The sequence below is a fragment of the Pseudomonas wadenswilerensis genome, assembly GCF_024749185.1.
Lineage (GTDB): Bacteria > Pseudomonadota > Gammaproteobacteria > Pseudomonadales > Pseudomonadaceae > Aquipseudomonas > Aquipseudomonas wadenswilerensis.
The window spans coordinates 3,752,935-3,769,131 of sequence record NZ_CP087191.1 but is presented as its reverse complement, the minus strand read 5'-3'; the positions used below and the strand labels follow the sequence as shown (position 1 = coordinate 3,769,131).

At 65.9% G+C, this 16,197-nt stretch carries 1 protein-coding gene; it reads left to right on the top strand.

Going from position 1 to position 16,197, the window contains the following annotated elements:
• Nucleotides 1–8 precede the first annotated feature (8 nt).
• On the top strand, nt 9–16,196 hold the full coding sequence (locus LOY45_RS17255; protein ID WP_258578093.1) for a non-ribosomal peptide synthase/polyketide synthase: 16,188 nt from the start codon (nt 9–11) through the stop codon (nt 16,194–16,196).
• The last annotated feature ends 1 nt before the right edge of the window (nt 16,197 follow it).

Genomic DNA, 16,197 nt, shown 5'->3' with positions numbered 1-16,197 from the left:
TTTTTGACGTGCAAGAATTGATCGGTGCGGTTGGGGCATTGTCGGCAAAAGAGCGCAAGGCCCTGGCCATCATGCTCAAAGAGAAAGGTATCAATCTCTTTGCTGTTGCACCGATCTTCAAGCGGGAGGCTGGCGCACCGTTGTTGCTGTCCTACGCCCAGCAGCGCCAGTGGTTTCTCTGGCAACTGGAGCCGCAGAGCGCGGCGTACAACATCCCGGCTGCCTTGCGCTTGCGCGGGGCCCTGGACCTGCCTGCCTTGCAGGCCGCTTTCGAGGTGCTGATCGCCCGTCATGCAGCCTTGCGCACCGGCTTCGTCCAGCAAGGCGAGCAGACCCTGCAGGTGATTCGTCAGTCAGGTGATTTCAAGCTGGCGATCCAGTCTCTCGGCGAAGGCGTGGCGACCGAGACTGCCATCGAGGCCTTCCTTGCGGCGCAGTTGGGCGAGCCCTTTGATCTGGAACTGCAACCACTGCTGCGCGCGGCGGTATTGCAGGTGGCAGAAGATGAGCATGTGCTGGCGCTGGCCTTGCATCACATCATTGCCGATGGCTGGTCGATGCAGGTGCTGGTCCGCGAACTGATGCAGGTGTATGCCGGGCAGGTTCGTGGGGTGCCGGTGCAGCTGGCCGAGTTGCCTGTCGACTACGCTGACTATGCCCTGTGGCAACGTGAATGGATGGACGCCGGGGAGCGTGAGCGGCAACTCGGCTACTGGGTCGGCGAACTCGGGCGTGAGCCGCTGGTGCTCGAACTGCCCACCGATCATCCGCGGCCGCTGCGCCAGAGTTTTCGCGGTGCGCGCCTGGAGATCGATATCGATCCGGCGCTGGCGGCAGGGCTCAAGCGGCTGGCGCAACAGCACAATGTCACCGTGTTCATGTTGTTGCTGGCATCGTTCCAGACCCTGTTGCACCGCTACAGCGGCCAGCAGGCTGTGCGTGTCGGCGTGCCGGTGGCCAACCGTACCCGGGTCGAGACCGAAGGCCTGATCGGCTTTTTCGCCAACACCCAGGTACTGGCTGCGCAGTTCGACCCATTGCTGTCTTTTGCCTCCCTGCTGCAGCAGGTCAAACAGCGGGTGCTGGGTGCACAGTCGCACCAGGATCTGCCGTTCGAGCAACTGGTCGAAGCCCTGGCGCCGGAGCGCTCACTCAGTCACAACCCGTTGTTCCAGGCCATGTTCAACCACCAGGGCAGTGCGCTTCAACGCCCTGCGCCAGGCAACGACGGGCTGGGTTTGCAGGTGCAGCCCCTGGCGCGGGAGGCCAGCACGGCCCAGGTCGACCTGACGTTGGCCACCGAAGAGCACGCCCAGGGCCTGACGGCGGCACTGACCTATGCGACCGATCTGTTCAGTGCCGCCAGCGCAGAAAAAATGGCCGGCCACTGGCGCAATCTGTTGCGCGCCATCGTTGCCAACCCACAACAGGTGGTTGGTGAACTGGGCATGCTCGATGCAAACGAGCGCCAGCGCATCACCGGTGACTGGAATGCGACCGGCGTCGACTATCCGCAAGAGGTGTGCATCCATCGCCTGATCGAGGCCCAGGTGCGGCGTACACCGCAGGCGCCGGCGCTGCAGTTTGCCGGCCAGGCGCTCAGTTATGCGCAGCTCAATGCCCGGGCCAACCAGCTGGCGCGGCGGCTGGTCAGTGCCGGTGTCGGTCCCGATCAACTGGTCGGGATCGCCCTCGAACGCAGCGTGGAGATGGTGGTTGCCTTGCTCGCGGTGCTCAAGGCCGGCGGCGCTTATGTACCGCTGGATCCTGAGTATCCCCGCGAACGCCTGGCGTACATGATCGAAGACAGCGCCGTCAGCCTGGTGCTGACCAGTGCTGCCTTGATGCCGGGGTTGCCATTGCCTGCGGCTGTGCATGCCCTGACGGTCGATGAGCTGGACCTGGCAGGCGAGGCGCAGGGTGATCTGGACATCGTCAACGATGGCGAGCACCTGGCGTACATGATCTACACCTCGGGTTCTACCGGCCGGCCGAAAGGGGCTGCCAACCGCCATCGGGCCTTGAGCAACCGCCTGTACTGGATGCAGCAGGCGTACAGCCTCGATGCCGGTGACACCGTCCTGCAAAAGACCCCGTTCAGTTTCGATGTATCGGTGTGGGAGTTTTTCTGGCCGCTGATGAGCGGCGCGCGCCTGGTCGTGGCCCAGCCGGGGGATCACCGTGATCCGTCCCGCCTGGCCCGGCTGATTCGCGAGTCCCGGGTCACCACCGTGCATTTCGTTCCGTCGATGCTGCAGGCGTTCATGCTCGATAGCGAGGCCGCCACCTGCACCAGCCTGCAACGGATCATCTGCAGTGGTGAAGCGCTGCCGCTGGAGGTCCAGCAGCAGGTGCTGACCCAGCTGGCCCAGGCGAAACTGTACAACCTCTACGGGCCGACCGAGGCGGCAATCGACGTCACCCACTGGACCTGCCAGGCCCAGGAGCACCACAGCGTGCCGATCGGCCAGCCGATTGCCAACCTCAGTACTTTTATCCTCGACGCCGGGTTCAACCCGGTGCCGGCGGGGGTGATCGGTGAGCTGTACCTGGGTGGCGAAGGCCTGGCTCGCGGCTATCACCGCCGCCCGGGGTTGACGGCCGAGCGCTTCATCGCCAACCCGTTCGCCAGTGGGCAACGGCTGTATCGCACCGGCGACCTGGCGCGTCAGCGCGAGGATGGGGTGATCGAATATGCCGGGCGCATAGATCATCAGGTGAAGATTCGTGGCCTGCGCATCGAACTTGGCGAAATCGAGGCGCGCTTGCAGGAGCAAGCCGCTGTCAGCGAGTGCGTGGTCATTGCCGGGCAGGGCGCGACGGGGGTGCAGTTGCTGGCCTATGTGGTGGCCAGCGATGGCGCTGTGGCCATGGCCGACCAGGCCAGCCAGCAAGCCCTGGCCGATCAGCTCAAGGCTGAGCTGGGCCGGGGCCTGCCAGACTACATGGTGCCGACGCAGATGATCTTTTTGCCGGCCATGCCGCTGTCGCCCAACGGCAAGCTTGACCGCAAGGCCTTGCCTGCACCTGATCTGAATAGCGTACAGGCAGTGTACCGGGCGCCGGTCAGCGCCCAGGAACAGGCCGTGGCCGAAATCTGGCAGCAATTGCTCAAGTGCGAGCAGGTTGGCCTGGACGACGACTTCTTTGCCCTGGGTGGCCACTCCTTGCTGGCTACCCAGCTGGTCTCACGGGTGCGTCAGGCACTGGCGGTGGAGGTGGCGCTGCGCACGGTGTTCGAGCACAGCCGTTTGCAGGCCTTCGTTGCCGCGCTGTGCCAGGCGCCGAGCAGCAATCAGCTGCCGATGCAGGCCGTCGATCGCAGGGCGGGCGTGCCGTTGTCCTATGCCCAGGAGCGTCAGTGGTTTCTCTGGCAGCTCGATCCGCACAGTACCGCGTATGTGATTCCCATGGTCCTGCAGCTCGATGGCGAGCTCGATGGCGAGGCGCTTGAGCAAGCGTTCGTGACCTTGCTCGAACGGCATGAAAGCCTGCGTACCGGATTTGCCGAGCGCGATGGCCAGTGCGTGCAGCTGATCCGTGACCAGGTGGATTTCCAGGTGCGGCGCCATACCCTGGCGCAAGACGGCGATGCAACAGCGCTCAGCGACAGTTTCGTACGCCAGGCGGTGTGCAAGCCCTTTGACCTGCAGCACGACCTGCTGCTGCGCGCCGACCTGCTTGGTGTCGGCCCACAGCGCCATGTGCTGGTGGTGACTCAGCACCATATCGTGTCGGATGGCTGGTCGATGCAGGTGATGATCGACGAGTTGCTGCAGTGCTACGCCGCGCTGTGCAAGGGCCAGGTGCCGCAGTTGCCGCCTCTGCCAATCCAGTACGCCGACTACGCCGCCTGGCAGCGCCAGTGGATGGAGGCGGGTGAGCGTGAGCGGCAACTCGACTACTGGCAAGAGCAGCTCGGGCGTCAGAGTGTGGTCCTGGAGCTGCCCGCCGATCATGTCCGGCCGGTGCAGCAAAGCTTGCGCGGTGCGCGACTGGAGTTGCCGATCAGTAGTCAGTTGCATCGAGCGTTGCGCCAGTTGGCCGAGCAGCAGGGGGTGACCCTGTTCATGCTGCTGCTTGCCGCCTACCAGACACTGTTGTTCCGTTACAGCGGGCAGTCGCGCATTCGCGTCGGGGTGCCGATCGCCAACCGTAACCGCCTGGAAACCGAGCGCCTGATCGGCTTTTTCGTCAACACCCAGGTGTTGCAAGCCGACCTTGATGGCCAGCAAGGCTTCGACGCATTGCTCAAGCAAGTGCGTCAGGTCACCTTGCAAGCCCAGGAACATCAGGACTTGCCGTTCGAACAACTGGTCGATGCCCTGCAGCCGGAGCGCAGCCTCAGCTATAGCCCGTTGTTCCAGGTGATGTATAACCACCAGGCCGAGCAGGCTGCAGGTGCGCAGCGTGGCGGTGGCCCGCTCGACCTGCAGATCACCAGCCTCGGTTGGTCGGGCGAGAATGCCCAGTTCGACCTGACCCTGAGCACGCACGAGAGTGCCGATAGCCTGGCGGCTTCGTTCACCTATGCCACCGACCTGTTCGAAGCCGGTACTGTCCAGCGTATGGCAGACCATTGGCTGCGCCTGCTGCAGGCCATTGTCCAGGCACCGGGACAGGCCCTGGGTGAGCTGCCATTGCTCGCCGTTCACGAGCGTGACCAGCTGTTTGCCCTGAACCCGGCGCGTGAACCCTTCGATGCCGATAGCTGCATCGACCAGCTGATCGCCCAGCGTGCCCAGGCTGCACCGCAAGCCCTGGCGCTGATCGACGGCGAACAGTCCTATTCCCACGCCTGGCTGCAAAGCCGCGCCAACCGTCTGGCCCACCGCCTGATCGAACTGGGCGTCGGCCCCGAGGTGCGGGTCGGTGTGGCCATGGCGCGCAGCGCCGAGCTGGTGGTGGCCCTGCTGGCGGTGCTCAAGGCCGGCGGCACCTATGTGCCGCTGGACCCGGACTACCCGCGCGAGCGGCTCAGCTACATGCTCGAAGACAGCCAGGCGCAAGTGCTGCTGACCCAGGCCGGGGTGCTCGAGGCCTGGCCGGACGACATCGTCACCGTGCTGGTCGAAGACGACGCCCGCTACCCCGACACCCCGCCGGCACCCCGTGCCACGGCGCAGAACCTCGCCTATGTGATCTACACCTCCGGTTCCACCGGCCAGCCCAAGGGCGTGGCCATCGCCCACCGCAACGTCGCGGCCCTGGCGCACTGGTCGCAGCAGGTGTACCGCAGCGAAGACATCCAGGGCGTGCTGGCCTCGACCTCGGTGTGCTTCGACCTGTCGGTCTGGGAGATCTTCGTCACCCTGGCCAATGGCGGTTTCCTGGTCATGGCCCGCAACGCCCTGGAACTGCCACAGTTGCCAGCCCGCGAGCAGGTGCGCCTGATCAACACCGTGCCGTCGGCGATTGCCGCCTTGCAGCGTGCCGGCGAAATCCCGGCGAGCGTTAAAATCATCAACCTGGCCGGCGAGCCGCTCAAGCAGGCGCTGGTCGAGGCACTGTACGCCGAGACCGCGGTGGAGCAGGTCTACGACCTGTACGGGCCGTCGGAAGACACCACCTATTCGACCTTCAGCCGCCGCCAGGCCGGTGGCCAGGCCAACATCGGCCGGCCATTGTTCAACACCGCCAGCTACCTGCTCGATGCCCAGCTGCAAGCGGTGCCGCAGGGCGTGGCCGCTGAGCTGTACCTGGCCGGCGACGGCCTGACCCGCGGCTACCTGCTGCGTCCGGGGCTGACCGCCGAGAAGTTCGTGCCCAACCCGTACGGGCCGCCGGGCGAGCGCATGTACCGCACCGGCGACCTGACCCGCTACCGCGCCGACGGCGTGCTGGAGTACATCGGCCGCATCGACCACCAGGTCAAGGTTCGCGGTTTTCGTATCGAGCTGGGCGAGATCGAGGCGCGCCTGCTCCAGCAACCGGCGGTGCGCGAAGCGGTGGTGCTGGCGGTCGACGGCGCCAGCGGCCAGCAACTGGTGGGCTACGTGGTGGCCAGCCAGGCGCTCGATGCCGAGCAGCTCAAGGCCGGCCTGCGCCAGCACCTGCCGGACTACATGGTGCCGGTGCACCTGCTGCAGCTTGAACAACTGCCACTGACGCCCAACGGCAAGCTCGACCGCAAGGCCTTGCCGATGCCGGACCTGAGCCAGCTGCAAGCCGCCTACGTGGCTCCGCACAGCGACCTGGAGCAGCGCATCGCCGCCATCTGGCAGGACGTGCTCAAGCTGGAACGGGTCGGCCTGAGCGACAACTTCTTCGAACTGGGCGGCGACTCGATCATCTCGATCCAGGTGGTCAGCCGGGCGCGTCAGGCGGGCATTCATTTCACTCCCAAGGCACTGTTCCAGCACCAGACCGTACAGGGCCTGGCGACGGTGGCGAGCCTCGGGGCCAGCGGCCTTGCGGTCGACCAGAACCGGGTCGAAGGGGCGAGCACGCTGCTGCCGATCCACCGGGTGTTCTTCGACGAAGTGCAGGTCGAGCGCCATCACTGGAACCAGTCGGTGCTGCTCAAACCGCACCAGTTGCTGGACGGCGCGGTGCTGGAGCAAGCCTTGCAGGCGCTGCTGGAACAGCACGATGCGCTGCGCTTGGGCTTTGTCGACAACCACGGCGAGTGGCAGGCGACCTACCATGGCCTGCCGAACCACAGCGTGCTGTGGCAGCGCGAGGTCGCCGATGCCGAGGCGCTGGAACAACTCGGCCAGCAGGCCCAGCGCAGCCTTGACCTGAACCACGGCCCGCTGCTGCGTGCGGTGCTGGCGACCCTGGGCAATGGCGAGCAACGCCTGCTGCTGGTGATCCATCACCTGGCGGTGGACGGCGTGTCGTGGCGGATCATTTTCGAAGACCTGCAGCAGGCTTACGAGCAACTGCGCGAGGGCCAGGTGGTGCAATTGCCGGCCCGCACCCACAGCGTGCGTGACTGGGCCCATCGCCTGCAGGCCTATGCCCTGAGCACTGAAGTCCAGGCCCAGCGCAGCTACTGGCAGGCGCAACTGGCCGGGGTGCAGACGGCACTGCCGGGCGCCCGCGCGGACGCCAGCCTGGCCAACCAGCATGGCCGCTCGGTGCACAGCCGCTTGTCGCCGGAGCTGACCCGGCGCCTGTTGCAGGAAGCGCCGGCGGCCTACCGCACCCAGGTCAACGACCTGTTGCTCAGCGCCCTGGCGCGGGTGATCGGGCGCTGGAGCGGGCAGGCCGATACCCTGATCCAGCTCGAAGGCCATGGCCGTGAAGAGCTGTTCGACGACCTCGACCTGACCCGCACCGTCGGCTGGTTCACCAGCTTGTTCCCGCTGCGCATCAGCGCCACCAACGCGCTGGGCAGCAGCATCCAGCAGGTCAAGGAACAGCTGCGTGCGATCCCGGACAAGGGCCTGGGCTGGGGCGCCTTGCGCTACCTCGGCGACAGCGCCAGCCGCGAGAGCCTGGCGGCGCTGCCGGTGCCACGGATCACCTTCAACTACCTGGGCCAGTTCGACGCCAGCTTCGATGCCGAAGAGGGGGCGCTGTTCGTGCCGGCGGCCGAAGCGGTGGGCCCGGACCAGAGCCCGCAAGCCAACCTGGGCAACTGGCTGAGCCTGAACGGCCGGGTGTATGCCGGTGAGTTCAGCCTGGGCTGGCGCTTCAGCCGGGAGATGTTCGACGAAGCCACGGTGCAGCGCCTGGCCGACGACTATGTCGCCGAGCTGCAGGCACTGATCGAGCACTGCTGTGAGCTGAAGGTACGCTCGGCGACGCCGTCGGACTTCCCCCTGGCCGGGCTCAGCCAGGCCCAGCTCGAGCAACTGCCGGTGGCCCTGGAGCAGGTCGAGGACATCTACCCACTGTCGCCGATGCAGCAGGGCATGCTCTTTCATACCTTGTATGAACAGCGCGGTGACTACATCAACCAGATGCGTCTGGACGTGGAAGGGCTGGATGTCGAGCGCTTCCGTAGCGCCTGGCAGGCAAGCGTCGATGCCCATGACATTCTGCGCAGCGGCTTTGTCTGGCAAGGTGAGCTGGAGCGCCCGCTCCAGGTGATTCGCAAGTCCTTGCCCCTGGCCTTCGAGGTGCAGGACTGGCAGGCGCGCGCGGATGTGCCAGAGGCCCTCGACGCGCTGGCCAACGCCGAGCGCCAACGTGGTTTTGATCTGGCCGAGCCGCCGCTGCTGCGGCTGTTGCTGGTACAGCTGAGTGCGCAGCACTACCACCTGATCTATACCAGCCACCACATCCTGATGGATGGCTGGAGCAACTCACGGCTGATGGGGGAAGTGCTGCAGCGCTATCGCCAGCAGCCGGTGAGTCGCCCGGCCGGTCGTTACCGCGATTACATCGGCTGGTTGCAGGCACAGGACGCAGCGCTCAGCGAGCAATTCTGGACCGCCCAGGTGCGTGAACTGCAGGTGCCGACCCGCCTGGCCCAGGCCTTGCCACACCAGGCTGACGGTGCCACAGGCCAGGCCGAGCACTTCGCCGAACTGGCGCCGCAAGCGACTCGCCGTCTGAGTGATTTCGCCCGTCAGCAGAAGGTCACCATGAACACCCTGGTGCAGGCCGCCTGGGCCTTGCTGCTGGCACGCTACAGCGGCCAGCAGACGGTCGCCTTCGGTGCCACGGTGTCTGGCCGACCGGCTGAGCTCAAAGGGGTGGAGCAGCAGTTGGGCCTGTTCATCAACACCTTGCCGGTGGTGACCCACCTGGATGCCGGGCAGCCGCTGGCGCAGTGGCTGCAACAGTTGCAGCAACAGAACCTTGCGCTGCGTGAACACGAACACACCGCCTTGTTTGACGTGCAGCGCTGGGCCGGTCTGGGCGAGGGCCTGTTCGACACTCTCCTGGTGTTCGAGAACTTCCCGATTTCCGAAGCCTTGCAACAAGGTGCACCAGAGGGCCTGCGCTTCAGTGAGGTGCGCAACCAGGAACAGACCAGTTTCCCGCTGACCCTGGCGGTGGTTCATGCCCAGAGCCTGGTACTGCACCTGAGCTATGACACGGCGCTGTTCAGCGCGGCCCAGGTACAACGCTTTGGCGTGCAGGTGCTGCAGTTGCTGGAGCGAATGATTACCCAGACCGGGCAGCCGTTGGGTGAGTTGCAGATACTGGGCGATGACGAGCAGCAGTTGCAGTTGCATGGCTGGAATCCGCCGGCCGCAGCTTTTGCCAGTGACCGTTGCATCGACCAACTGATCGCGCAACGTGCCCAGGCTGCACCGCAAGCCCTGGCGCTGATCGACGGCGAACAGTCCTATTCCCACGCCTGGCTGCAAAGCCGCGCCAACCGCCTGGCCCACCGCCTGATCGAACTGGGCGTCGGCCCCGAGGTGCGGGTCGGTGTGGCCATGGCGCGCAGCGCCGAGCTGGTGGTGGCCCTGCTGGCGGTGCTCAAGGCCGGCGGCACCTATGTGCCGCTGGACCCGGACTACCCGCGCGAGCGGCTCAGCTACATGCTCGAAGACAGCCAGGCGCAAGTGCTGCTGACCCAGGCCGGGGTGCTCGAGGCCTGGCCGGACGACATCGTCACCGTGCTGGTCGAAGACGACGCCCGCTACCCCGACACCCCGCCGACACCCCGTGCCACGGCGCAGAACCTCGCCTATGTGATCTACACCTCCGGTTCCACCGGCCAGCCCAAGGGCGTGGCCATCGCCCACCGCAACGTCGCGGCCCTGGCGCACTGGTCGCAGCAGGTGTACCGCAGCGAAGACATCCAGGGCGTGCTGGCCTCGACCTCGGTGTGCTTCGACCTGTCGGTCTGGGAGATCTTCGTCACCCTGGCCAATGGCGGTTTCCTGGTCATGGCCCGCAACGCCCTGGAACTGCCGCAGTTGCCGGCCCGTGAGCAGGTACGCCTGATCAACACCGTGCCGTCGGCGATTGCCGCCTTGCAGCGTGCCGGCGACATCCCGGCGAGCGTTAAAATCATCAACCTGGCCGGCGAGCCGCTCAAGCAGGCGCTGGTCGAGGCGCTGTACGCCGAGACCGCGGTGGAGCAGGTCTACGACCTGTACGGGCCGTCGGAAGACACCACCTATTCGACCTTCAGCCGCCGCCAGGCCGGTGGCCAGGCCAACATCGGCCGGCCATTGTTCAACACCGCCAGCTACCTGCTCGATGCCCAGCTGCAAGCGGTACCGCAAGGCGTGGCCGCCGAGCTGTACCTGGCCGGCGACGGCCTGACCCGCGGCTACCTGCTGCGCCCGGGGCTGACCGCCGAGAAGTTCGTGCCCAACCCGTACGGGCCGCCGGGCGAGCGCATGTACCGCAGCGGCGACTTGACCCGCTACCGCGCCGACGGCGTGCTGGAGTACATCGGCCGTATCGACCACCAGGTCAAGGTTCGCGGTTTCCGTATCGAGCTGGGCGAGATCGAGGCGCGCCTGCTCCAGCAACCGGCGGTGCGCGAAGCGGTGGTGCTGGCGGTCGACGGCGCCAGCGGCCAGCAACTGGTGGGCTACGTGGTGGCCAGCCAGGGGCTCGATGCCGAGCAGCTCAAGGCCGGCCTGCGCCAGCACCTGCCGGACTACATGGTGCCGGTGCACCTGCTGCAGCTTGAACAACTGCCACTGACGCCCAACGGCAAGCTCGACCGCAAGGCCTTGCCGATGCCGGACCTGAGCCAGCTGCAAGCCGCCTACGTGGCTCCGCACAGCGACCTGGAGCAGCGCATCGCCGCCATCTGGCAGGACGTGCTCAAGCTGGAACGGGTCGGCCTGAGCGACAACTTCTTCGAACTGGGCGGCGACTCGATCATCTCGATCCAGGTGGTCAGCCGGGCGCGTCAGGCGGGCATTCATTTCACTCCCAAGGCACTGTTCCAGCACCAGACCGTACAGGGCCTGGCGACGGTGGCGAGCCTCGGGACCAGCGGCCTTGCGGTCGACCAGAACCGGGTCGAAGGGGCGAGCACGCTGCTGCCGATCCACCGGGTGTTCTTCGACGAAGTGCAGGTCGAGCGCCATCACTGGAACCAGTCGGTGCTGCTCAAACCGCACCAGCTGATCGACGGCGCGGTGCTGGAGCAGGCCTTGCAGGCGCTGCTGGAACAGCACGATGCGCTGCGCCTGGGCTTTGTCGAAAACCACGGCGAGTGGCAGGCGACCTACCATGGCCTGCCGAACCACCGCGTGCTGTGGCAGCGCGAGGTCGCCGATGCCGAGGCGCTGGAACAACTCGGCCAGCAGGCCCAGCGCAGCCTTGACCTGAACCACGGCCCGCTGCTGCGTGCGGTGCTGGCGACCCTGGGCAATGGCGAGCAACGCCTGCTGCTGGTGATCCATCACCTGGCAGTGGACGGCGTGTCGTGGCGGATCATTTTCGAAGACCTGCAGCAGGCCTACGAGCAACTGCGCGAGGGCCAGGCGGTGCAACTGCCGGCCCGCACCCACAGCGTGCGTGACTGGGCCCAGCGCCTGCAGGCCTATGCCCTGAGCACTGAAGTCCAGGCCCAGCGCAGCTACTGGCAGGGGCAACTGGCCGGGGTGCAGACGGTGCTGCCGGGCGCACGCCCGGACGCCAGCCTGGCCAACCGGCATGCTCGCTCGGTGCACAGCCGCTTGTCGCCGGAGCTGACCCGGCGCCTGTTGCAGGAAGCGCCGGCGGCTTACCGCACCCAGGTCAACGACCTGTTGCTCAGCGCCCTGGCGCGGGTGATCGGGCGCTGGAGCGGCCAGGCCGATACCCTGATCCAGCTCGAAGGCCATGGCCGTGAAGAGCTGTTCGACGACCTCGACCTGACCCGCACCGTGGGCTGGTTCACCAGCTTGTTCCCGCTGCGCATCAGCGCCACCGACGCCCTGGGCAGCAGCATCCAGCAGGTCAAGGAACAGCTGCGTGCGATCCCGGACAAGGGCCTGGGCTGGGGCGCCTTGCGCTACCTCGGTGACAGCGCCAGCCGCGAGAGCCTGGCGGCGCTGCCGGTGCCACGGATCACCTTCAACTACCTGGGCCAGTTCGACGCCAGCTTCGATGCCGAAGAGGGGGCGCTGTTCGTACCGGCGGCCGAAGCGGTGGGGCCGGACCAAAGCCCGCAGGCCAACCTGGGCAATTGGCTGAGCCTGAACGGCCGGGTGTATGCCGGTGAGTTCAGCCTGGGCTGGCGCTTCAGCCGGGAGATGTTCGACGAAGCCACGGTGCAGCGCCTGGCCGACGATTATGTCGCCGAACTGCAGGCACTGATCGAGCACTGCTGTGAACTGAAGGTACGCTCGGCGACGCCGTCGGACTTCCCCCTGGCCGGGCTCAGCCAGGCCCAGCTTGAGCAACTGCCGGTGGCCCTGGAGCAGGTCGAGGACATCTACCCGCTGTCGCCGATGCAGCAGGGCATGCTGTTCCATACCCAGGAAGGCAATGGCGCCGACCTGTATATCAACCAGATCAGTGTCCAGGTCGAAGGCCTCGACAGCGCTCGCTTCGAAGCGGCCTGGAACCAGGTGATCGAACGGCACGAGATCCTGCGCACTGGCTTCTGCAATAGCGCAACCCTTGAGCAGCCCTTGCAGTTGGTCTACAAGCAGGCGCGTATGCCGATCAACTGCCTGGACTGGCGTGACCGCGAGGTGACCCAGGAGCAACTGCAGGCCCTGGCGGCCGCCGAATGCGCCAGAGGCTTCGACCTGCCGAGCGCGCCGTTGACCCGCCTGGCCCTGGTACAGACCGGCGCCGACCAGCACCAGTTGATCTGGACCAGCCACCACATCCTGATGGACGGCTGGAGCAATTCGCGCTTGCTCGGTGAAGTGCTCCAGGCCTATGCCGGGCAGGCACTGCCAATGCGCCAAGGGCGCTACCGCGACTATATCGACTGGCTGCAGCGCCAGTCAGCGGTCAGCCGCCAGGCGTTCTGGCAGGAGCGCCTGCGCGAACTTGAAGGGCCAACCCTGCTGGCCAGCAGTATCGGCCCGCAACCGGCGCCCGGCTTGCAGGGCCATGATGCGTTGTACCTGAAATGGGACGAAGCGCAGACCCAGGTATTCAAGGCCGCTGCACAGCGCCTGCGCGTCACCCCCAACACCCTGGTACAGGCCGCCTGGCTGTTGCTGCTGCAGCGTTACAGCGGCCAGCAGACGGTCAGTTTCGGTGCGGTGGTCGCCGGTCGACCGGCCTCCCTGGCCGGGGCCAACGAAATGCTCGGCTTGTTCATCAACACCTTGCCGATCATCCAGACCGTGCAACCTGAGGTCAGTGTCCACCAGTGGCTGACGCAGCTGCAGGCCTACAACCTGGAAGCCCGTGACCATGAACAGACGGCGCTGGCCGATATCCAGCGCTGGGCCGGGCAGGGGGGGCAGGCCCTGTTCGATAGCATCATCGTGTTTGAAAACTACCCGGTGGACGAGCGCTTGCAACAAGGCAGCGAGACCGGCTTGCGCTTTGGCAAGACCAGTGGCCGCGATGTCACCAACTACGCCATGGACCTGGCCGTCAGCCTCAATGCCACGCTGTCGATCGAGTTCCTCTACCTGCGCGAGCGTTTTACGCCGCAAGCCTGCGCACAACTCATGCAAGGCTTCGAGAACCTGCTGCGGGCCTTGCTCGACCAGCCGCACGCGACAGTCGGCAGTCTTGGCCTGCTTGACGATGCCGGGCTGCATGCCCTGCAACAGCGCAATGCCCTGCCGCAGGCAGGCCAGGCCCAGGCCCTGAGCGAGGCGATTGCCACCCAGGCCCGGCTGCGTCCGGATGCCGTGGCGGTGGTCTGCGCCGATCAGCAACTGACCTATGTCGAGCTGGAACAACGTGCCTCGCTGCTGGCCCAGCACCTGATGGCCCAGGGGGTGGGGCCGGAAGTCTTTGTCGGCGTGGCGCTGGAGCGTTCGGTCGAGGTGATCGTGGCATTCTATGCCGTGATGAAGGCCGGCGGCGCCTATGTGCCGCTGGACATCGACTACCCGCGCGAACGCTTCGACTGGATCATCGAGGACTCGGCCATGGCCGTGCTCATCACCCAGCGCAGCGTCCGTGAGCGGCTGGGGGACGCCCGGGTGCCGGTGCTGCTGGAACTGGACCAACTGACCTTGCAGCCCGATGCGCCGCAACGGCCATGGCCACGCGCCGAGGCCGACAACCTGGCGTACCTGATCTATACCTCCGGCTCTACCGGCAAGCCCAAGGGCGTTGCCGTGGCCCGCGGCCCGATTGCCATGCATTGCCGGGCCATTGCCGAGCGTTACGCCATGAACACGCAAACACGCGAGCTGTTGTTCATGTCGTTCGCCTTTGACGGTGCCCAGGAGCGCTGGCTGTCGACCCTGCTGTGCGGCGGGTGCCTGATCGTGCGCGACAATCAGCTGTGGACAGCCGAACAAACCTTCAATGTCCTGCACGAGCAGGCGATCACTATCGCCTGTTTCCCGCCGGCTTACCTGCAGCAACTTGCCGAGTATGCCGAAGGCCGCGTGCCGCCGGCGGTGCAGGTCTACTGCTTTGGGGGGGATGCGGTGGCCGAGGCCAATTTCGAGCGGGTCAAACGCACGCTCAAACCGCGCTACCTGACCAACGGCTACGGCCCGACCGAGACCGTGGTCACGCCACTGCTGTGGAAAGTCGACGCCAACGCCCAGTGCAACGCCGCCTACGCGCCGATCGGCACACGGGTCGGCGAGCGCACCCTGTATGTGCTCGACAGCCAGCTCAACCCGCTGCCAATGGGCGCCGCCGGTGAGCTGTACATCGGTGGCCAAGGGCTTGCCCGTGGCTACCATGCACGCCCGGGGCTGAGTGCCGAGCGCTTCGTCGCCGACCCGTTCAGCAGCGAGGGTGGTCGCCTCTACCGTACCGGCGACCTGGTGCGCCAACGCGAGGACGGCGTGTTCGATTACCTCGGGCGTCTTGACCATCAAGTGAAGATCCGCGGCTTTCGCATCGAGCTGGGTGAAATCGAGGCGCGTCTGCGTGAGCAGGAGAGTGTCCGCGATGCGGTCGTGGTCGCGCGCCGCAATGCCCATGGCAACCAGTTGATCGCCTATGTGGTGGCCAACAGCGTGGCCGGGCTAGAGAAGCGCTTGCGCGGTGCGCTGCAGCAGGTGCTGCCGGACTATATGGTGCCAAGCCGGATCCTGGTGCTCGATGCCTTGCCGCTGAGCCCCAATGGCAAGGTCGAGCGCAAGGCGCTGCCGGACCCGGAGGCCATCGAACGCAAATACGTGGCGCCGCGCAACGAGCTGGAACAGGCGCTGGTGCAGATCTGGCAGGAAGTCCTGGAGGTCGAACAGCTCGGTATCACCGACAACTTCTTCGAGCTCGGTGGTGATTCGCTGCGTATTCTCAAGGTCTTGAGCAAGGTCCGTAGTCGTCCCGCGCTGGGTTTCGAGCTCAAGCTGCGGGACATGATGAACAGCCCGAGCATTGCTCAGCTCAGCGGCTATGAACCGGTGCAGGAGCAAGGGCTCGACCCGTTGCTGTTGCTCAATGCTCGCTGCCCGCAGGTGCCGCCGTTGTTCTGCCTGCATGCCGGTTTCGGCACTGTGTTCGACTACGAGCCGCTGGCCCGTCAGCTGGATGGGCAGTGCAGTGTCTATGGTCTGCAATGCCGAATGTTGCTGGACCGGGACTGGCAGGACGAATCGCTGCCGGCCATGGCCATCGATTACGCCCAGTACATTCGCCAGAAACAGCCGCAAGGCCCTTACCGCTTGCTGGGTTGGTCGTTGGGTGGCGCCCTGGCGTTGCTGGTGGCCGATGAACTGGTACGCCAGGGCCAGCAGGTAGCGTTCGTTACCCTGGTCGACAGCTTCATCCCATCGGCGCAACCGGTCGCGCCCACCAGCGATTACACCGGCGAGCTGCAGGCCTTCCTGGCCGTGGCCTTGCAGCGCGAGGTGCACAGCCTGCCCGCGCTGACCTGCCAGGCCCCGTTGCAGTACCCGGCGTTGCTGGAGCTGGTCGGCAGCTTGCAGCAAGGCGCTGAACCTGGAATGGGCTTTGATGCACAGGACCTGGCCCATGGCTTCATGGTCGCCATGCGCTTGAAGGCCTTGAGCGAGCAACTGCAGACGCTGCCTGAGGTGAGCGCCCCGGTCCATTGCTGGTGGGCGGGCGAGCCGCAGGGCACCGATGTCGAGCGCTTCGAGCAGGGCCTGACGAACCGGCAAGAGCGGCAAGTGCTGGCTACCCGTCACGATGAGATTCCACGTCATCCGGCCTTGTTGCAGTCTCTGCGCGATCAATTGTGCAGCCTGGAAGCAATCGACGGCTGAG